Raw genomic sequence first — 18,915 nt, 5'->3', positions numbered from 1 at the left:
ATCATTATGGCCGAGAAGTTCGAACGACATCGCCAGCCGTGGAAGCAGGACGAGATCCAAAAGCTTCACACGTTGGCCAAGAAGGGCATGGCGCTGAAGGCCATCGCCAAGGCGCTGACGCGCAGCGAGGAATCGGTGAAGGAACGCGCGAAGCTGGATGGGCTCAGCATCGCCAAGCTGCACTGAATTGGCCGACACTTACGACGCGATCGTGCTGGGCGCCGGTGCGGCGGGGCTGATGTGCGCCGCCGTGGCGGGGCAGCGCGGGCGACGGGTGCTGGTGATCGATCATAACCGGCAGGCGGGCGCCAAGATCGTCATTTCGGGTGGCGGGCGGTGCAACTTCACCAATGTCGACACCGCGCCGGATCGGTTCGTCTCCGCCAACCCGCATTTCGCCCGCTCGGCACTCGCCCGCTATACGCCGGCGGATTTCCTCGCGCTGGTCGAGCGGCATGGCATCGCCTGGCACGAGAAGACGCTGGGGCAGCTGTTCTGCGATGGGTCTGCGCGGCAGATCGTCGACATGCTGCTGGACGAGTGTGCGCAAGGCGGCGTGGAGATCGCGCTTGGGAGTGCGATCCGGGCGGTGGAGCATGGTGAAGGGCAGTATCGCATCGGCTTCGGCACGCGGGCGGTGAGCGCGCCGCGGCTGGTGGTGGCGACGGGTGGGCCGTCCATTCCGAAGCTGGGGGCGACGGGCTTCGCCTACGATCTGGCGCGGCAGTTCAAGCTGAAGGTGGTGGAGCCGCGGCCGGCGCTGGTGCCACTGACCTTAAGCGGTGAGGAGGCGCTGTTCCGCGATCTGGCGGGTGTCGCGACCGAGGTGGTCGCGGGCGCGGGCAAGGCGGCGTTCCGCGAGGCGGCCTTGTTCACGCACCGCGGGCTGTCGGGGCCGGCGATCCTGCAGGTGTCGTCTTACTGGCGGCACGGCGAGGCGGTGGCGATCGACTTCCTGCCGGACCGGAGCGCGGGATGGCTGGCGGAGGCGAAGCGGAGCAGCCCGCGGGCGACCGTCAGGTCGGTGCTGGCGGCTGCGCTGCCGGCGAGGCTGGCGGAGACGCTGGCGGAGCGGCTGGCGCTGACGGGCGAGCTGGCGAACCTCAGCGATGCGAAGCTGGCCGAGGCGGGACGGCGCTTGAGCGACTGGCGGCTGCGGCCGAACGGGACCGAGGGTTATGCCAAGGCGGAAGTGACGGTCGGCGGGGTGAGCACGGCGGAGCTGTCGTCGCAGACGCTGGAGGCGAGGCGGGTGCCGGGGCTGCACGTGATCGGCGAGGCGGTGGACGTGACCGGATGGCTGGGCGGATACAACTTCCAGTGGGCCTGGGCGAGCGGCTGGGCGGCGGCGCAGGCGCTGTGACAGCGCCTTAGGTTGACAAAGGTGACACTCAGACGGCCTTTTCCGACAGGGTAGGACCGGATCGGCCCCACCCTGTCGGACGAGGATCAGAAGGTCAGGCGGCCGCCCACCGCGATTTCCCACGCACTCGCCTTGCGGAGCACGCCGGAGGTGAGGATCGGCGTCTGCGCGGCGGTGCCGGCATAGGCCGCGGTCACGCGGTCGATCGTCTCGTTCTTGAAGTCGGCATAGTTGACGCCAAAGTCGAGCGCGAAGTTGGGCGTCATCTGGTAGCTGCTGCCCGCCGCATAGATCCAGCGGTTCGCATCCGGCACGCGCGCATCGCGGTTGCCGTCCCGCGTCGGGGTCAGCGCGTGCTGGACGCCGGCGCGCAGCGTGATCTTGGGATGGAGCTGATAGTCGAGACCACCGGCATAGCTCCACGTGTTGCGATAATCCTCGGGGATCGCGGTGTTGAGCGGTGCGCCAAGGCGGATCGCGTCGAACTTGTTCCAGCCAAAGCGGATCACCTGCGCGTTCAGCGTCAGCTGATCGCTGACCTTCCCGCGGCCCGAGAAGATGAGCTGCCAGGGCGTGCGGAAGGTGGCGGTGGCATCGACGACGCGGTTCTGCGCGGCGAGCGGCCCGAGCAGGCCGCTGATCGTCACGTCACCCTTCAACTTGTGCTTGATCGACGACTTGTAGCTGACGCCGAAGGTGAACTGATCGCCCGAGTGGATCTGGCCGCCGACCGAATAGCCGAAATCCCAGCCATCGCCCTTCAGCCGCTGTTCGCCGTCCGGCAGCGTCGCCGCGACGTTGGGCAGCGCGTTGCTGAGGCTGGCATCCGAATATTCGATGTTCACCGCGCCGCCGAGGCGCAGCCAATCGGTGACGGCGACACCGAGCGAGGGCTGGATGTCGATGGTGCGCAGCTTGGTGCGGTCCGCGCTGTAGCGGGTCCAGCTATCGTCATCATAGTTGGTGGTGAAGCTGAACGGCGAGGTGACCGAAACGCCGATGGCGATGCGGTCGGTCAGCGGATAGGCGACCGCGCCGCTGGGCAGCACGCCCTTGTTGATCGGATTGCGGGCGATGCCATCGCCACCGACGGGCACGAAGCCGGTGTTGGTCGGGCGGCGGATGGTGGTGCCGGTATCGACGACGCGGCCGCGCGGGATAATGCCGGTGGCGCCGAGCGTCGCTTCGCCCGTCGTCATGCCGCCGATCGCCGCCGGGTTCCACCATAGCGAGGCGGCGCCGGTATCGGCCGCCTCGCCCGAAAAGGCGCGGCCGGCGCCGCGGGCATTCTGCGCCTGAAGGTAGAAGGCGTTGGCGTTGGCGACGCCGGAGGTGGCGACGAGGCCGCCGAAGGCGGCGGCGAACAGAAGCGATTTGGAACGGAGAGTCATCGAGCTTCCTCGGTCAGGCAGGAGCGTTTGGAAAATGGGCCGGCCCCGCTCAGCGGAGGCGCGTCCACGTCTGGGTCTTGCAGAGCGGCACGAAGACGCAGCCACGCACCTTCAGCGTGTCGCCCGACGGCGTCAGCTTGGCGGTGTAGGTCTTGCCGTCCTCTGGATTGTAGATCTTGCCGCCGTTCCACACGCCGCCGCCTTCGGCCTTGAAGCCGGACAGCAGCGACACGCCCTTGAGCGGGCGATTGCGCAGCGATGCATCGCTGTTGTTGGCGTCGGTCAGCGCGGGGTTGGTGCGGATGCCGTCTGACGTGACGAGCCGGCCGCAGACGGAATTGCCGCAGCGATCGATCTGGACGACGCCGTTGCGGTTTCCCGTCTTCCAGCGGCCGATCACCGCATCCGCGGGCTGGCCTGCGGCGGCGAGTGCGAGGGCAAGCGTGAAGGCGACCATCATGCTCTCTCCTTGAGGGGGCGGGCTGAAGCCCTGTTTGTCATTTATACCCTAAGCGTCGAGGGGTTGACGCATAGGGAAGGCTGAGCGGGGGCTAATCCTTCGCGCGGGCATGTTCAAGCCTTGCACGAGCGACCGAGCGGAGGATTGCGTTCCCGGCATCAGGTGGGCTGGCGGCGATCCGCCCGGAGGTGTTGCCGACAGGGCACGACTTTGGATTGTCATGGCCGAACGTGTGCGCGGCTTTCTCCGGCTTCGTCAGCAACAGGTCGTCCCGTTCGCCCTGAGCCTGTCGAAGGACCGTACTTCTTTCGCAAGCGAGGGAGAAGGACGATGCTTCGACAAGCTCAGCACGAACGGGGCTGCGGCTCCGCACAAACGGTGGCTGTGGCTTCGCACAAACGGGGGCTGTGGCTCAGCACGAACGGAGATTGTGGCTCAACGCGAACGCACGGTGTGGCTCAGAACGCCTCGACGTCCAGCGCCATAACCGAGCGCTTGCCCGACTTGATGGTGAGGAAGCCGGCCGTCACCTGCGGCAGGATGCGATCGAAGAAGAAGTTGGCCGTGGCCAGCTTCGCTTCGTAGAAAGCCGCATCCTCGACGCCCTCGGCCAGCTTCGCCTTGGCGATGCCCGCCGCCTTGAGGAAGGTGTAGCCCATGGCGACGAGGCCGAGCATCCGCAGATAATCGGTCGCCGCGGCGCCCGCCTCCTCCGGATCCTTGAGCGCCTTCTGCGCGATCAGCCCGGTGGTCATCTGGAGCGCGCCGAACGCCTGTTGATAGGCGCCGTGCCACGCCTTCAGCGCCTTGTCCTCGACGTTCGCCATATCCTCGATCAGGCGGGAGGCGGCGTGGAAGAAGGGGCGCATGTTCGCCCCCATCTTCGCGGACATCTTGCGGCCGACGAGATCGAGCGCCTGGACGCCGTTGGTGCCCTCGTAGATCTGGGCGATGCGCGCGTCGCGGACGAACTGCTCGACCCCGTGGTCGCGGATATAGCCGTGGCCGCCATAGGTCTGCACCGCGAGGTTGGCCGATTCCGACGCGAGATCGGTGAACAGCGCCTTCACGACGGGCGTCATCAGCGCGACGAAGGCGGTGGCGCGCGCCTTCATCTCCGGATCGGTCGCATGCTTTTCCGCATCGAGCGCGCGCGACACCCACTGGCCGAGTGCGCGGCTGCCCTCGGCATAGACGCGCATCGTCATCAGCATGCGGCGCACGTCGGGATGGACGATGATCGGATCGGCGGCGAGATCGGGACGCGCCGGGCCGCTGAGCGCACGGCCCTGCAGGCGTTCCTTGGCGTAGGCGACAGCGGACTGATAGGCGATCTCGCCGACGCCCAAGCCCTGTATGCCGACCGAGACGCGCTCCGTGTTCATCATCGTGAACATCGCGGCGAGGCCCTTGTTCGGCTCCCCGACCAGCCAGCCGGTCGCATCGTCGAACACCATCTGGCAGGTGGCCGATGCCTTGAGGCCCATCTTGTGCTCGATGCCGGCCACCTGCACGCCGTTGCGCGGCCCGACCGAGCCGTCATCCTTGGGCAGGAACTTGGGCACTAGGAACAGGCTGATCCCCTTCACGCCCTTCGGCGCATCGGGCAGGCGCGCGAGGACGAGGTGGATGACGTTGTCGGTCAGGTCATGGTCGCCGGCCGAGATGAAGATCTTCTCGCCCGACACCTTGTAGCTGCCGTCGCCCTGCGGCTCCGCCCGGGTGCGCAGCATGCCCAGATCGGTGCCGCAATGCGGCTCCGTCAGGCACATCGTGCCCGACCATTCGCCCGACACCATCTTCGGCAGATAGGCCTGCTTCAGTTCGTCCGAGGCGTGATCGAGCATGGCGGTGGTCGCGCCGTGCGTCAGGCCGGGATAGAGGCTGAACGACAGGTTGGCCGAGCAGGTCATCTCCTCGACCAGCTTGTTGACCGACTCGGGCAGCCCCTGCCCGCCCCACTCGGCCGGCGAGGCGAGCGCCGCCCAGCCGCCGTCGCGGAACGTGTTATAGGCTTCCTTGAACCCGGCGGGCGTGCGGACGACGCCGTTCTCGTAAGTAGCGCCTTCCAGATCGCCGCTGGCATTCAGCGGCAGCAGCACGTCCTGCGTGAGGCGCGCGGCCTCCTCCAGGATCGCGTCGTAGAGATCGGGGGTATATTCCTCGAAGCCCGGCAGATTGCCGAAATCGTCGTCCGCGAACAGTTCGTGGAGGACGAAGCGCATGTCGCGCAGGGGCGCGCGATAGACCTGAACCATCTTCTCTCTCCGCTCAGTTGCGCAGCGGCTTGCCGGTTTCGAGCATATGCTCGACCCGGGCCTGCGTGCGGCTGTCCTTGACGCTCGCGATGAACATCTTGCGCTCCAGCGCGAGCAGCTGGTCTTCGGTGACGATGTCGACCAGATCGGCCTCGCCGCCGGTCAGCACCTGGCCGAGCCGTTCGGCGACGACGCCGTCATAGTCGGTCGCCATGCCCTTCTTCTGGAAGTCCCGAACCGCCATGGCGAGGCCGACGCGCCCGCTTTCGCCCGGCAGGCGGAAGGTGGGCTTCTCCGGCGCGGCATAGCCGTCGACGAGGGCGAGCGCCTTGGCCTTGGCATCGGCGAGCAGGCGATCGCGGTTCATGGTGATGCCATCCGAGGGGCGCAGGAACATGAGTTCGCGCGCCTGTGCGGCGGACTTGGAGACCTGCGCGGTCGAGATCGTCTCGAACGCCTTGGCGACCGCCGGCATCGGCCCCTTGGGCATGCCGGGCGCCTTGACGATGCGATCCAGCAGTTCGCCATTGCCGCCCCAGCCGGGGACGAGGCCGACGCCCGTTTCGACCAGGCCCATATAGGTCTCGGCATGCGCCTGCACCGCATCGGCGTTGAGGCACACCTCGCACCCGCCGCCGAGCGCCAGGCCCGCAGGCGCCGCGACCACCGGGAAAGGCGCATATTTCAGCGCCTTGAACGCCTGCTGGCCGCCGGCGATCAGCCGTTCGATCTCGCTCCACGCCGCGATGTTGACCGCGAACATGGCGAGGCCGAGATTGGCGCCGGCCGAGAAGTTCGACCCCTCGTTATAGACGACAACGGCCTTGTACTGCGCCTTCACCAGCGGGATCGCCTGCTGGATGAGCTGCACGACCGGCTCGTCGAGCGCGTTCATCTTGCCGGTGAACTCGATGCAGACGACGCCGTCACCGATGTCCCACAGCGCGGCAGAGGCCGTCTTGAGCAGCGGCTGCGCGCGAAGCTTGATGTCCTCCAGCAGCAGCACGCCCTCGGCGCGGACGACGTCGGCATAGGCGCCGTCGATCGTGAGATACTGACGCTGGCCGTTCTCGACGCGGTAGAAGGGTTTGTCCCCCGCCGTGTCGAGGATTGGGGGCACGGGGCGGCCCTCGGCGCGGAGACGCTCGGCGAGCTTGCCGGGGCCGAGCAGGTCGATCAGCTCGAACGGGCCGTAGCGCCAGTTGTAGCCGAGCTTCATTGCATCATCGATGCCGACGATATCGTCCGAGATCGTGCCGACGAGCGACGCGGCGTAGCTGAGCACATGGCCGAGGACGGACCAGGCATAGGTGCCGACCTTGCCGGGCACTGCAACGAGCGCGGCGAGATCCTTTTGCGCGGCGCGGGGCAGCGGTGCGGGCTTCTGCTCGGCGCGATATTCACCGCTGGCGAGATCGAGCGACTGCTTGGTGCGCTTGCCATCGGCACCCTTGTCGAGCCGGTAGAAGCCGCCCTTGCCCTTGCGGCCGGTGAAGCCCTCCGCGATCATCCGGTCGATCAGCGGCATCGGCCGGATCGTCTCGAAATAGGCGTCGCCTTCCGGCAACGTGGACGAAAGGCTCTTGGACAGGAGCGGCATCAGGTCGACGCCGACGAGATCGACGAGGCCGAAGATGCCCGTCTTGGGTACGCCCATCGGGCGGCCGCCAATCTGGTCCGCCTCCTCGACGGTGAGCCCCTGATCCATTGCCGCGTTGATCGCGTGCGCCAGCCAGTAGGTGCCGATACGGTTGGCGATGAAGCCGGGCGTATCCTTGGCGCGGACGATGCGCTTGCCGAGCTGGCGGTCAACGAACGACTCGACCTTGGCGATCACCGCCGGATCGGTCTCGGGCGCGGAGACGATCTCGATCAGGCGCATGTAGCGCGGCGGATTGAAGAAGTGGGTGATGAGGAAATCGCGGCGGAACTGCTCCGACCGCCCCTCGACCAGATGGCCGAGCGGGATGGTGGAGGTGTTGGACGACACCGCGGCGCCCGGCTTCTTCAGCGTCTCGAGCTTGGCATAGAGCGCCTGCTTGATGTCGAGCCGCTCGATCACCGCCTCGCAGATCCAGTCGCACTCGGCGACGCGACCCAGGTGATCGTCGATGTTGCCCGTCTCGACCAGCTTGGCCGCAGACGCCGACATGAACGGCGCCGGCTCGGTCTTGAGCATCCTGGCCACCGCACCCTTCGCAATGGCGTCGCGATCCGTGCCGTCCTTGGGCACGATATCGAGCAGCAGCACCGGCACGCCGGCATTGGCCACCTGTGCGGCGATGCCGGCACCCATCGTGCCGGCGCCGATCACGCACACCTTTTTGATCGTGTCAGCCATGGTCATGCGCGCTCCAGGATGGTGGCGATGCCCTGCCCGCCGCCGATGCACTGGGTGGCGAGCGCGTAGCGCTTGCCCTCGCGCTCCAGCAGCGCCGCGGCCTTGCCGACGATGCGCGCACCGGTGGCGCCGAGCGGGTGGCCGATGGCGATGGCGCCCCCATCGACGTTGATCGTCTCTTCCTTGAGGCCGAGATCGCGGATGCAGGCGATCGCCTGGCTGGCAAAGGCCTCGTTGATCTCGACGATGTCGAGGTCACCCGCGCTCAGCCCCGCGCGCTCCAGCGCCTTCTGCGTGGCGTTGATCGGACCCAGGCCCATCACCTCCGCCTCGCATCCGGCGACCGCGACGGCGCGGATGCGGGCGAGGATCTTGAGGCCATGACGCGTGGCGAACTCCTCCGAGCAGACCAGCACGGCGGAGGCGCCGTCGGTCAGCGGCGACGAGGTGCCGGCGGTGACCGTGCCGTTTTGGTCGAAGGCGGGCTTCAAACCGGACAGGCCCTGCTCGGTCGTGTCGGGGCGCAGCGTGCCATCCTCGCTGACGGTGCCGGCCTTGGTCTGGATCGGCACGATCTCGTCCGACAGCTTGCCGCCGTCGCGCGCGGCAGCCGCCTTCTGCTGGCTCTTGACCGCGAACGCCTCCTGCTCGGCGCGGGTGATCTGGTAACGCTCGGCGACGTTCTCGGCCGTCTGACCCATGCCCATGTAGGCGCCGGCATTCTTCGCGGCGAGCGTGGGGTTGGGCAGCGGGTTGAAGCCGCTCATCGGAACGCGGCTCATCGATTCGATACCCGCGCAGATGAACGCCTCGCCCGCGCCGATGGCGATCTGACCCATGGCGATGTGGATCGCACTCATCGATGAGCCGCAGAAGCGGTTCACCGTCATGCCGGCGACCGAAATCGGCAGATCGGCAAGCAACCCGATCAGGCGTGCGACGTTAAGCCCTTGCTCACCCTCAGGGAAGGCGCAACCGAGAATGATGTCCTCGATCTCGGCCGGATCCACCTTGGTCCGCTCCAGCAGGCCGCGGATCGTCTGCGCGGCGAGATCGTCGGGCCGCACGCGGGCGAGCGCGCCCTTGCCGGCGAGGTGGAAGGGCGACCGGGCATAGCCCGCGATCACTACGTTCGTCATGCGATCCTCTCGTTTGCCGCTCTGGCCCTTGCGGAATGACCCTAAGGTGCGATAGCTAACCTATACGTCAAGGTATAAGGTATGCTGCGCGGCACGACAACCGGGCGGCGCAGCAAAAAAGAGCGAGGAGAGTGGATGACCAGCGGAAAGGCGAACGGCGCGGCGTTCGAGTTCCAGCCGCGATTGCTGACGGACCTGCTCGACGCGACGGTGAAGCGTTTTCCCGAGCGGCCGGCGGTGGACTTCATGGGCCGGATCACGCGCTATGGCGCACTGGCCGAGCAGGTGGAGGCGGCCGCCGCAGGGTTGCAGGCGCTGGGCGTCACCAAGGGCTCGCGCGTTGCGCTCTGCCTGCCCAACCTGATCTATTATCCGGTGCTGTTCTTCGCGACGCTGCGTATCGGCGGCGTGGTGGTGAACGTTAACCCGCTCTACGTCGAGCGTGAGCTGGAGCATCTGCTGCGCGATTCAGGCGCGGAGATCATCGCCACCTGCGACCTGCCCGAAATCCATGCGCGCGTGACCAAGGTGGCCGAGCGGCTGAACCTGCGCCATGTCATTACCTGCCCGATCGCGCGCACGCTGCCGCTGTTGAAGCGCGTCGCCTATGATGTGGTGAAACGGAAGGACATTGCGCGTGCGCCGCGCGGGCCCCGCCATCTTCGCTTCGCGCAGCTGGTGGCGGAGCATGGCCACGCTTCCCCGGTCGCGGTCGATCCGCACGAGGTGGCGGTGCTGCAATATACCGGCGGCACCACGGGGACGCCCAAGGCGGCGATGCTGAGCCACGCCAATCTCGTCTCCAATGCGGATGCGCAGGTAATCCATGTCGGTGGCGAGCAGCCGCAGCAGGAGCGCGTGCTGGGCGTGCTGCCGCTGTTCCACGTCTTCGCGCTGACGACGGTGCTGACCTTCGCGATCCGCGTGGGTGCGGAGATGATCCTGCTGCCCCGGTTCGACCTGAAGCAGGTGCTGAAGACGATCGAGCGCACGCGGCCGACCTATTTCCCCGCGGTGCCGACCATCTACAACGCGATCGCGGGTGTCGCCGCCACGCAGAAGGTGGACCTGTCCGACATCCGCGCCTGCATCTCCGGCGGCGCGCCCCTGCCGCCTGAGGTGGCGCAGGCGTTCGAGGCGACGACCGGCGCGACGTTGATGGAAGGCTATGGCCTGTCGGAGGCGTCGCCCATCATCACCTGCAATCCGCTGGACGGGCTGAAGAAGCGCGGCTCGGCCGGACAGCCCTTCCCCGGTACGACGATCGAGATACGCGATCCGGCCAACCCGACGACGCTGCTGGCGCTGGGCGAGAATGGCGAGATCTGCGCGCGCGGGCCGCAGGTGATGAGCGGTTACTGGAACAAGCCGGCGGAGACGGAGGCGGTGTTCACCGACGGGGCGCTGCGCACCGGCGACATCGGCCATCTGGACGAGGACGGCTATCTGTTCATCGTCGACCGGATCAAGGACGTGATCCTGTGCAGCGGATACAATGTCTATCCGCGCGTGATCGAGGATGCGCTGTATGAGCATCCCGAGGTGCGCGAAGTGGTCGTGATCGGCATTCCCGACGAATATCGCGGGCAGGCCCCCAAGGCGTTCGTCACGCTGACGCCCGATGCCACGGTGACGCCGGACGCGTTGCGCGAGTTCCTGCGCGACAAGATCAGCAAGATCGAGCTGCCGCGCGAGATCGAGATCCGCGAGACGCTGCCCAAGACGCTGATCGGCAAGCTCTCCAAAAAGGAACTGGTCGAGGAGGAGCGGATCCGGGCGGAGAGGAGCGCGCTGGTCGATGCAGGCTGAGGGCGAGCTGAGCGGGATCCAGGATCTCGCCGCCAGCCTCGGCATCACGCCGCGCACGCTGCGTTTCTACGAGGATCGCGGGCTGATCGAGCCCCGCCGCGTCGGCACCACGCGCATCTATACCAAGCGCGAGGCGGCGCGGATGCAGCTGATCCTGCGCGGCAAGAGGCTCGGCTTTTCGCTGCGCGACATCAAGGACTTCCTCGACCTCTACGACGCCGACCCGCAGCATATCGAGCAGATGCGCGCGCTGGCGGGGCGATGCCGCGAGCGGATCGAGGAGCTGGAGAAGCAGGAAGCGGCGCTGCGGCAGACGCTGGAGGAACTGCGCCTGATCGAGAGCGAGGCCGTGCGGCGCATCCCGTGAGGGTAAGGGCGGACGGGATGGCTCGTCCCGTCCGCCCTTCCCTCCAGCCTACTTGGCCGTCAGCCCGCGGCTGCGGAGCAGCGGGGCGACCTGCGGATCGTGGCCGACCATCGCGCGGAACATGGTGTTGTAATCCTGCGTATGGCCGCGTGAGAGGATGAGATCGCGCAGGCGCTGGCCGTTGGCGCGAGTCATGCCGCCATTGGCCTTGAACCAGTCGTGGACATTCTCCTCGATCATGTCCGTCCAGAGATAGGCGTAATAGCCGGCCGCATAGCCGGAGCCCCAGACGTGGTTGAAGTAGCTGGTGCGATAACGCGGCGGCACGTGGCGGACGTCGAGCCGGGTGGCGGCAAGCGCCTTGGCCTCGAACGCATCGACATCCTGGCGGCCGGCGGATGCGGGCAGCACGTGCCACGCCATGTCGAGCTGCGCAGCGGCAAGGTTCTCGCCCGTGGCATAGCCCTGGTTGAAATGCTCGGCGCGCTTGATCTTGTCCACCAGCGCCTGCGGCATCGGCGCGCCCGTCTGGTGATGCTTGGCGTAATTCGCCAGCACGCGTGGCTCCAGCGCCCAATGCTCGTTGAACTGCGATGGGAACTCGACGAAGTCACGCGCCACCGCGGTGCCCGACAGCGTCGGATAGGTCTGGTTGGCGAACAGGCCGTGCAGGCCGTGGCCGAATTCATGGAACATGGTGCGCACGTCGTCGAAGGTCACGAGCGCGGGCTGGCCGTCCGCCGGCTTGGTGAAGTTGGCGGTGTTGGAGATGACGGGCTTCGTCCCGAACAGCCGGGCCTGCGGCACGAAGCTGTTCATCCACGCGCCGCCGGACTTGTTGTCGCGCTTCCAATAGTCGAAGTAGGCAAGGCCGAGCGGCTGACCGTTCTCCTCGAATACCTCGTAGACGCGAATGTCCGGGTGGTAGGTGGGGATGTCGGTGCGGCGCTTGAACGACAGGCCGTACATCTGGTTGGCGGCGTAGAAGACACCGTTTTCCAGCACGTTCCAGATTTCAAGATAGGGCTTGGTCTCGGCCTCGTTCAGGTCATACTTGGCCTTGCGCACCTTCTCCGCGTAGAAATCCCAGTCCCATGCCTCGACCGGCGTGCTGCCGGCGGCGGCCTGAATGTCGGCAAGCTCGCGCGCCTGCGCGGCGGCGACGGGCGCGTCGAGATCGACCATGAACGTCTGCGCCGTTGCCGGGGTCTTCGCCATCTGCTCGGCCAGCGAGTAAGCGGCGTAGGTCGGGAAGCCGAGCAGGTTCGCCTTGCGCGTGTGGAGCTGGTTCAACTGCGCCACCGTCGCCCGAGTGTCATTAGCGTCGCCCTTGGACGCGCGGTTCCAGCTCTGGCGGAACAGCGCCTCGCGCGTCGCACGATCGGTGAGTGACTGCAGCGCGGGCTGGTTGGTCGTATTCTGGAGCGGCAGGACGTATTTGCCCGCAAGCCCGCGATCCTTTGCGTCGCGCGCGGCGGCCTCCACTTCGGCGGGCGTCAGGCCGGCAAGCTGCTCCGGCCGGTCGAGCACGAGCGCGCCCGCCTTGGTGGCGGCGAGCAGGCGCTGGCGGAAGGTGATGCCGAGCGCGGCGATCTGCTTGTTGAGATCGCGCAAGCTCGCCTGATCCGCGGCGGAGAGCTGCGCACCGGCGCGGACGAACTTGCGATAATAATCGTCGAGCAGCATCGCCTGCTCGGCATCGAGCTTCAGCGAGGACGCGCGGTCGTTCAGCGTCTTGATCCGCGCGAACAGCTTGGCATCGAGATAGATCGCGTCCTGATAGGCGGCGAGCTTGGGCGCGAGCGCGGCCTGCGCCTTCTGCAGCGCGGGGTTGGTGTTCGCCTGCGTCACCTGGCCGAACGCCGCCTGCGCGCGCGCGAGCATGCGGCCCTGCCGCTCCATCGCGACGATCGTGTTGTCGAACGTGGGCGCCTCCGGATTGTCGGCGATGCGGCGCACCTCGGCGAGGCTCTGCGCGATGCCCTGCTCGATCGCGGGCTGGTAATCGGTGTCGGCGATCCGGTCGAACGGCGGCGCCTGATAGGGCAAAGTGCTCTGTTCGGCGAACGGATTGGCGGCGAGCGCAGGCGCCGCAACGAAGGCGGCGGCGGACAACAAGACGAAACGACGCATGGAAAATCCTCTTCTATGGCGCGGTCGTTAGCGGCAGGCGGCGGCTGTTGTCGAGCAAGCGGGCGCGGCTAAGGCGTGGAGATGATGGCGGAACCACCGGCGGAGCAGCGCGCTTTGGCGGTTCGCTGCCTATCCGGAGAGCGGGCCTTGAGCGAAGCTGTGGACTGCCTCGTCGTCGGTGCGGGCCCCGCCGGGCTGACCGCATCAATCTATCTCGCGCGCTTCCGCCTGAGCCTGCGGATCGTCGATGCGGGCCGCAGCCGTGCGGCGCTGATCCCGCGGACGCACAATCATTCGGGCTATCCCGGCGGCATCGCCGGCACGGAGCTGCTCCGCCTGATGCGCGAACAAGCGGCGGAATTCGGCGCGATCGTGACCGACGGGCTTGTCGAGACGCTGACGCGAGAGGACGACCTGTTCGAGGCGCTGGTCGGCGAGGAGCGCATCCGTGCGCGATCGGTGCTGCTGGCGACGGGCGTGGTCAACAATCGCCCGCGGATCGCGCCGGAGATCCACGATCTGGCGCTCCAGCGCGGGCTGCTGCGCTATTGCCCGATCTGCGACGGCTATGAGGTGACGGACAAGCGCGTCGGCGTGATCGGCACGGAGAGCCACGGCTATAACGAGGCGGTGTTCATCCGCATGTACACCCGCGACGTGACCTTGATCTCCCCCGATGCCGAACATGCGCTGAGCGAGGAGGAGCGGCAGCGGCTGTTCGATCTCGGCATCTCGACAGTGGATGGGCCATGCGCGCCGCTGCGCATCGACGGGCAGGAGATCGTCGTGGCGACGCCCGAGGGGGCGCTCCGCTTCGACTCGGTCTATCCGGCGCTCGGCTCGGTCATCCGGTCGGAGCTGGCGCTGGATCTGGGCGCGGAGGCGAGCCGGGACGGCTGCCTCGTCGTCGACGATCACCAGCGGACCAGCATCCCCGGCCTCTACGCCGCCGGCGACGTCGCCAAGGGGCTGGACCAGATCAGCCATGCCATGGGCGAAGCGGGCGTGGCGGCGACGACGATCCGCAACGACCTCGCGAAAAAGCGGGCGCTCGTCCGGTAAGCCGGGCGGCGATGCACCCTTGCGACCGGGCGGCTCGTTAGCGGCGGCATCCAGATGTGAGTAAGCGGATGATTTCAGAGCCGTTGCGCCTCCTGATCGCGGAGAGCGAGCCGGAGGACGCCCGGCGCAAGCGGCGCAAGAGCGTCGGCCGCAGTTCGGGCGAGACATTCGAGGCGCTGCTCCGCCACATCGTGCCGAATGCTAGTTTTGCCCGCGTGTGGCCCGCGGATGGCGAGTGCGAGCTGCCGGGCGGCGACGATCTGGCATCGTTCGACGGGGTGCTGCTCACCGGATCGCCGATCCATCTCTATGAGGATGTGCCGGAGACGCGTGGCGCGGTCGAGTTCATGCGGGCGGTGTATGACGCGGGGCTGCCGGCCTTCGGGTCCTGCGCGGGGCTCCAGCTTGCGACCGTGGCGGCAGGCGGCAAGGTGCGCGCGATGGAGCCGCGGCGCGAGGCGGGCTTTGCGCGACGCATCTATGCCACCGCGGAGGGCGCGCGCCACCCGCTGCTCGCCGGGCGGCCGCCCGCCTTCGACGCGCCGGCGGTCCATACCGACGAGGTGGCGGAGCTGCCCGACGGTGCGGTGCTGCTCGCCTCCAACGCGGTCACGCGGGTGCAGGCGGCGGAGATCTGCTCGGGCGACGGCGTCTTCTGGGGCGTGCAATATCATCCCGAGATCAGCCTGTTCGAGATTGCCGGCGCGTTGGAGCGGCAGGCGGACGACCTCGTCGAGCACCGGCTGGCGCCGTCCGCGGGCGTGATCGGGACGCATGCTGCGCTGCTGCGCCAACTGCATAACGAGCCCGAGCGGACGGACCTGCTGTGGCGGCTGGGCCTCGACCGCGAGGTGACGGACCCAGACCGGCGATCGCGCGAGATCGCCAACTTCCTGGAGCGACTGGTGCTGCCGACCCGTTCGCGCCGGGTGCGGGACGGGGCTGTTCGGGTGCCCGCCTGAGGGCGGCCAGACCGGAAGCTCAGGGGCGCGGGATGATCGTCGCCTGTCGCGCTGTCAGTCTCCAGCCCGCGGGTAGAGGGCGCCAGAGATCGGTGAAGCGGCGGTGCACCGCGCGCGGCGCCGGGCCGTCCTGCGCCTTGGGGATGACGATCTCCTCCCCCATCAGCAGCACCATGTCGCCGCGGAGGCCAGCATAGTCGATGACGCGATCGTAGCGCGAATAGCTGATCTGGCCCGCAGCACTCCGCCTGCCCGTCACCCCGCGCACCGACACGCCGTTTTGAGGATTGTTGACGGCAAGGTCGTCATCCAGCAGCGCAGCGAAGGCGGCCGGATCGCCGTCCACCGCGGCTTGGTCGATCCGGTCGACCGCCGCGAGTGCCGCGGCGATGCGCGCGTCCTTGGCCGCCGCGGCAACATCCGGGCTGCCGGGCCGCCACGCGGCGGCCGCTGGCGTGGAAAGCGACAAGGCGGCGGGCAACAGGCAAGCGATCAGCGGTCGGACGTTCATGGCGCGCACTCCCGAGGGTCTTGGACAGGCTCGCACGAACGCGGGCGTGCGTATAGCGGTCGTGGCGGGACGCGGCTGTGTCAGGCGCTGATCCCGTGCCCGCTTTCGACACGCCTTTGCCGTTCACCCGGGGCCCAACTCACTAGAACCGCGTCCGCAAGTCCACGCCGACATTGCGCGGCTGGGTGACGCCCCAGACCGTCGCGGGGGTGAGGTCGCCGCCATTTTCGACGCCACGGTAGCGGCGTTGATCGAGCAGGTTCTGGACGTAGAGGATCAGCTCCCACCCCTTGTCCGAGCGCAGGCCGAGGCGGAGGTTGACCTCGGTGTAGGCAGGGCGGCGGGTGATGCCGCGCCAGTCATAGCTTTCGCGGCGATGGCCCTGGTAGCTCCACTCGCCTTGGAGATAGGCCTCGCCGAGCGGTAGCGGCTGGTGGAACGTGGCGATGCCGCTGCTCGCCCAGCGCGGGTTGAGCAGGCCGCCGCAATCGCGAGACGTGCAATCGCGGTCGCCGCTCTTCTTCGTGTCCGTCCACGTCACGTTGCCGGAGACGTCGAAGCGTCGGCCTAGGCGGAGGCCCAGCGCCGCCTCCACCCCCTGCCCGCGCACACGGCCGACATTGATCACCTGCTGCGTCCGCGTGTCGGTGTCGAAGAAGACGGTCTGGAGATTGCGGTAGATGTAGTGGAAGGCGGTGACGTCGAACGACAGCAGGCGATCGAAAGCGAAGCCCTTGATGCCGGCCTCCTTGCTCCAGATCGTCTCAGGCGCGAACGCGTCAGGCCGCGTACCGGCGGGAACGGCGCCATAATCCTCGATCGGCGACGGCGCATCGACGGTGAAGCTGCCATAGCCGCCCGCTTTGTAGCCGCGCATGACGCTGGCGTAGAGGCTGAGATCGGCCCGCGGCGTCCAGCGCGCATAGACACGCGGCGTGAGACCGGACCAGCTGCGGGCATCCCGGACCGGACCCTCGGTGAAATAGGGAAAGGTCCAGATATTGCCGAGCGTCCTGGCGGAGGGCAGCACATCGAGCGTGAAGCGCTTGCGATCCCAGCTGTAGCGCAGGCCCGCGCCGAGCTGGATCGCGCGTGCGGGACGATAGTTGAGGTCGGCAAAGCCAGACAGGCCGGTGTTGCGCGAGCGTGCATCGTTGACGTCGACCAGCAGCCCGCCGGACGCGGGCACATAGCCCACCCCGTAGAGATCCTGCGTCAGCGCATCGCAGTCGGCATAGCCAAAGCCGGCGCGGCACACCGCATCCTCCCCCGCCTCGTTGGTGAAACGGGCGCGGACCGTCTCGCGATAACCGGAGAGGCCGGCGGACCAGGTGAAGGCGCCGGCATCGGGCGACACCAGCCGCACCTCCTGGCTGAGATAGGTGCCGCGTTGTGCCTGCGTGTAATTGCCGAGCGGCAGCGCGGTGCCGTCATAATCCTCCGAATAGAAGAAACGGTGCCGGCGCCACGCGCTGATCGCGTTCAGCGTGGCGAAGGGCAGATCGGCGTCGATCAGCAGGCTGGCGCTGCTGACATTGCCGCGATCCTGCGGGCGGATCAGATCGGTGTCGACGTCACCGGGCCCGCCGCGGACCACCACCGGCTCTCCCAGCGCCTCGCTCAGATAATCGAGCACCTCGCGGTCGTTGTTGGAGGCGCGGTACGGCGTGCCGTCCAGTCGGCGGCGCTCATGCTCGCCGATCAGGGCCGCGCGGACGCCCTCGCCCGCATAGAGCAGCGACACGCGGCCCGCTTGCTTGTTGCCGCCCATGATGCGGTCGTTGCCGGGGGTGTTGGCGTTATCGACCCAGCCGTCAAAATCGGTCGCATAGCCGGCAAGGCGCAGCGCAAAGGCGCCGCCGAGCGGCAGGTTGAGCGCGACTTCGCCCTCCTTCCGGTCGACCTCGCCATAGCCAAGATAAAGGTGGCCGGAGGTAGCATCGGTCGACGGCTTGTTAGTGATGACGCTGATCGCGCCGGAAATGGCGTTGCGGCCGAACAGGAAGCCCTGGGGGCCGCGCAGCGCCTCCGCCCGCTCCAGATCGAAGACCGAGGTGACGGCGGCGCCCGTACGTCCCTGATAGACGCCGTCCTTGAAGATGCCGATCGAGGGATCTCCGCCGATCCCGTAATCGCTCGACGCGATGCCGCGCACGGCGAGCCCGTCGATGAAGCTGTCATTCGAATTTCCGGAGAAGCCGGGCGTGAAGGTAACGAGATCCTTGATGTCGTCCAGCTCGGTCCTGTCGAGGAAGCTCTGATCGAACGCGGTGATCGCCGCGGGAACGGAGAGCGCGGTCTCGCTGCGGCGCTGCGCGGTGACGACGATCTCGAGGCTCTGCTCGCCCGCTGCGGCGGCATGCACGGGAGCGGCGGCGAGGGCGGCGAGAAGGATGAGTGCGGTGGAGCGGGGCGGGGTCATTAGAAATTCCGGGCGAGAGACAGGACCAGCGCGGGGCGACGGCCGCGCTGGCGGCTGGACGTTGCGGTGGCGGAGAGCGTGAGCAGCATGGGGCCGCGCTGCCAGGCGCCGGCCAGCGCCCAATCGGCACGGCCATGCGCGCCGACATCGAGGCCGGCATGGCCGGTGGCGGTGAGCGCGGGGGTGATCGGGTGGCTGGCGGTCACGCCAGAATAGAGGAAGGATGCGGTCCTGCCGCCCTGCGGCGCGCTCGACAGCTCAAGCTCGACGATGCCCTTGCCGAGCGATTGGGTGGCTTGCGCGCGGGCCTGCACATAGCTGCCCTGCCCTTCCGTATAGCCGACGACATCGGCGAACAGCCCGATGCTGGTCGCACCGCGGCGGACGGTGCGGCCGGCGCTGAGGTCCAGCTCAAGCCGCTTGAGCGATGGGCGGCCGAGCGTGGAGCCCCAGAAGTCGACCGACCAGCCGGAGGCGAAGGCAGCCTCGAACTCCGCCTGCAGATCGGGCCCGGGCGCCTGCCGCTCACCGCGATAGCGATACTGGCTGACGAGCGAGACCGCGCCGCTCGTCTCCACCTGCGCCATCGCCGGCGTGAGCGGGGCGATGGCGGCTGCCGACAGGCACCAGGCGGTGCGCGACAGGCGCGCAGGCGCAGCGCAATGCCGCGCTTCGGATCCGAATGACACCATCCCGA

15 protein-coding genes are annotated in these 18,915 nt (G+C 67.8%); 6 read left to right on the top strand and 9 right to left on the bottom strand.

Translation table 11 applies throughout. The annotated features are described in order from the left end of the window. The first annotated feature begins 6 nt into the window (after window positions 1-6). Together BM360_RS00970 and BM360_RS00965 are read left to right on the top strand one after the other, a co-directional pair. On the top strand, window positions 7-186 hold the full coding sequence (locus tag BM360_RS00970; protein WP_093309471.1) for a hypothetical protein: 180 nt from the start codon (window positions 7-9) through the stop codon (window positions 184-186). Next, complete coding sequence (locus BM360_RS00965) at window positions 158-1,363, top strand: BaiN/RdsA family NAD(P)/FAD-dependent oxidoreductase (protein WP_093309469.1); 1,206 nt, start codon at window positions 158-160, stop codon at window positions 1,361-1,363. The genes BM360_RS00970 and BM360_RS00965 overlap by 29 nt, the downstream gene beginning before the upstream one ends. Window positions 1,364-1,449: 86 nt before the next feature. Here BM360_RS00965 and BM360_RS00960 read toward each other — a convergent pair whose 3' ends face one another. The 5 genes from BM360_RS00960 to BM360_RS00940 form a co-directional block, all read right to left on the bottom strand. Then, window positions 1,450-2,754 carry an OmpP1/FadL family transporter gene (locus BM360_RS00960; RefSeq protein ID WP_093309467.1) on the bottom strand — a complete coding sequence of 435 codons (1,305 nt, stop codon included), beginning with the start codon at window positions 2,752-2,754 and terminating at the stop codon, window positions 1,450-1,452. Between the two features lie 49 nt (window positions 2,755-2,803). Continuing rightward, window positions 2,804-3,211, bottom strand: coding sequence for a DUF2147 domain-containing protein (locus BM360_RS00955; RefSeq protein ID WP_423228893.1), 408 nt, complete (start codon window positions 3,209-3,211; stop codon window positions 2,804-2,806). A gap of 461 nt (window positions 3,212-3,672) precedes the next feature. Next, on the bottom strand, window positions 3,673-5,472 hold the full coding sequence (locus BM360_RS00950) for an acyl-CoA dehydrogenase C-terminal domain-containing protein (protein WP_093309464.1): 1,800 nt from the start codon (window positions 5,470-5,472) through the stop codon (window positions 3,673-3,675). Between the two features lie 13 nt (window positions 5,473-5,485). Further along, on the bottom strand, window positions 5,486-7,813 hold the full coding sequence (locus BM360_RS00945) for a 3-hydroxyacyl-CoA dehydrogenase/enoyl-CoA hydratase family protein (protein WP_093309462.1): 2,328 nt from the start codon (window positions 7,811-7,813) through the stop codon (window positions 5,486-5,488). A gap of 2 nt (window positions 7,814-7,815) precedes the next feature. Next, on the bottom strand, window positions 7,816-8,952 hold the full coding sequence (locus BM360_RS00940; RefSeq protein WP_093309460.1) for a thiolase family protein: 1,137 nt from the start codon (window positions 8,950-8,952) through the stop codon (window positions 7,816-7,818). 135 nt (window positions 8,953-9,087) lie between these two features. Between BM360_RS00940 and BM360_RS00935 the strand changes: the two genes are divergently transcribed. Further along, window positions 9,088-10,761 carry a long-chain-fatty-acid--CoA ligase gene (locus BM360_RS00935; protein ID WP_093309458.1) on the top strand — a complete coding sequence of 558 codons (1,674 nt, stop codon included), beginning with the start codon at window positions 9,088-9,090 and terminating at the stop codon, window positions 10,759-10,761. After that, the gene (locus BM360_RS00930; RefSeq protein ID WP_093309457.1) at window positions 10,751-11,128 is read left to right on the top strand and encodes a MerR family transcriptional regulator; all 378 of its coding nucleotides are present in this window, start codon (window positions 10,751-10,753) and stop codon (window positions 11,126-11,128) included. Before BM360_RS00935 ends, BM360_RS00930 begins: the two co-directional genes overlap by 11 nt. A 48-nt stretch (window positions 11,129-11,176) precedes the next feature. Here BM360_RS00930 and BM360_RS00925 read toward each other — a convergent pair whose 3' ends face one another. Continuing rightward, window positions 11,177-13,261: a M3 family metallopeptidase gene (locus tag BM360_RS00925; protein ID WP_093309455.1), complete on the bottom strand. Its 2,085-nt coding sequence runs from the start codon at window positions 13,259-13,261 to the stop codon at window positions 11,177-11,179. 147 nt (window positions 13,262-13,408) lie between these two features. Between BM360_RS00925 and BM360_RS00920 the strand changes: the two genes are divergently transcribed. Further along, window positions 13,409-14,323 carry an NAD(P)/FAD-dependent oxidoreductase gene (locus BM360_RS00920; RefSeq protein WP_242653239.1) on the top strand — a complete coding sequence of 305 codons (915 nt, stop codon included), beginning with the start codon at window positions 13,409-13,411 and terminating at the stop codon, window positions 14,321-14,323. Window positions 14,324-14,406: 83 nt separating this feature from the next. Continuing rightward, window positions 14,407-15,285, top strand: a complete 879-nt coding sequence (locus tag BM360_RS00915; protein ID WP_242653238.1) for a type 1 glutamine amidotransferase — start codon at window positions 14,407-14,409, stop codon at window positions 15,283-15,285. A gap of 19 nt (window positions 15,286-15,304) precedes the next feature. Here the strand turns inward: BM360_RS00915 and BM360_RS00910 are convergent, their stop codons facing one another. The 3 genes from BM360_RS00910 to BM360_RS00900 all read right to left on the bottom strand — a co-directional run bounded on the left by BM360_RS00910 (window position 15,305) and on the right by BM360_RS00900 (window position 18,907). Beyond that, window positions 15,305-15,796 carry a DUF4440 domain-containing protein gene (locus BM360_RS00910; RefSeq protein WP_131819143.1) on the bottom strand — a complete coding sequence of 164 codons (492 nt, stop codon included), beginning with the start codon at window positions 15,794-15,796 and terminating at the stop codon, window positions 15,305-15,307. Between the two features lie 142 nt (window positions 15,797-15,938). Continuing rightward, the gene (locus BM360_RS00905; RefSeq protein ID WP_093309449.1) at window positions 15,939-18,218 is read right to left on the bottom strand and encodes a TonB-dependent receptor; all 2,280 of its coding nucleotides are present in this window, start codon (window positions 18,216-18,218) and stop codon (window positions 15,939-15,941) included. Further along, window positions 18,218-18,907: a TorF family putative porin gene (locus BM360_RS00900; protein ID WP_165611164.1), complete on the bottom strand. Its 690-nt coding sequence runs from the start codon at window positions 18,905-18,907 to the stop codon at window positions 18,218-18,220. Before BM360_RS00900 ends, BM360_RS00905 begins: the two co-directional genes overlap by 1 nt. Between the last annotated feature and the right edge of the window lie 8 nt (window positions 18,908-18,915).

The sequence above is a fragment of the Sphingomonas jatrophae genome, from assembly GCF_900113315.1.
GTDB lineage: Bacteria > Pseudomonadota > Alphaproteobacteria > Sphingomonadales > Sphingomonadaceae > Sphingomonas_P > Sphingomonas_P jatrophae.
Note: the sequence above shows the minus strand (reverse complement) of the source record. Positions and strands in the feature narration are given on the sequence as shown.

Coding starts and splice junctions, on each gene's coding strand:
- BM360_RS00970 (WP_093309471.1), top strand. CDS start 7: ATGGCCGAGAAGTTCGAACGACATCGCCAGCCGTGGAAGCAGGACGAG.
- BM360_RS00965 (WP_093309469.1), top strand. CDS start 158: ATGGGCTCAGCATCGCCAAGCTGCACTGAATTGGCCGACACTTACGAC.
- BM360_RS00960 (WP_093309467.1), bottom strand. CDS start 2,754: ATGACTCTCCGTTCCAAATCGCTTCTGTTCGCCGCCGCCTTCGGCGGC.
- BM360_RS00955 (WP_423228893.1), bottom strand. CDS start 3,211: ATGGTCGCCTTCACGCTTGCCCTCGCACTCGCCGCCGCAGGCCAGCCC.
- BM360_RS00950 (WP_093309464.1), bottom strand. CDS start 5,472: ATGGTTCAGGTCTATCGCGCGCCCCTGCGCGACATGCGCTTCGTCCTC.
- BM360_RS00945 (WP_093309462.1), bottom strand. CDS start 7,813: ATGGCTGACACGATCAAAAAGGTGTGCGTGATCGGCGCCGGCACGATG.
- BM360_RS00940 (WP_093309460.1), bottom strand. CDS start 8,952: ATGACGAACGTAGTGATCGCGGGCTATGCCCGGTCGCCCTTCCACCTC.
- BM360_RS00935 (WP_093309458.1), top strand. CDS start 9,088: ATGACCAGCGGAAAGGCGAACGGCGCGGCGTTCGAGTTCCAGCCGCGA.
- BM360_RS00930 (WP_093309457.1), top strand. CDS start 10,751: ATGCAGGCTGAGGGCGAGCTGAGCGGGATCCAGGATCTCGCCGCCAGC.
- BM360_RS00925 (WP_093309455.1), bottom strand. CDS start 13,261: ATGCGTCGTTTCGTCTTGTTGTCCGCCGCCGCCTTCGTTGCGGCGCCT.
- BM360_RS00910 (WP_131819143.1), bottom strand. CDS start 15,796: ATGAACGTCCGACCGCTGATCGCTTGCCTGTTGCCCGCCGCCTTGTCG.
- BM360_RS00905 (WP_093309449.1), bottom strand. CDS start 18,218: ATGACCCCGCCCCGCTCCACCGCACTCATCCTTCTCGCCGCCCTCGCC.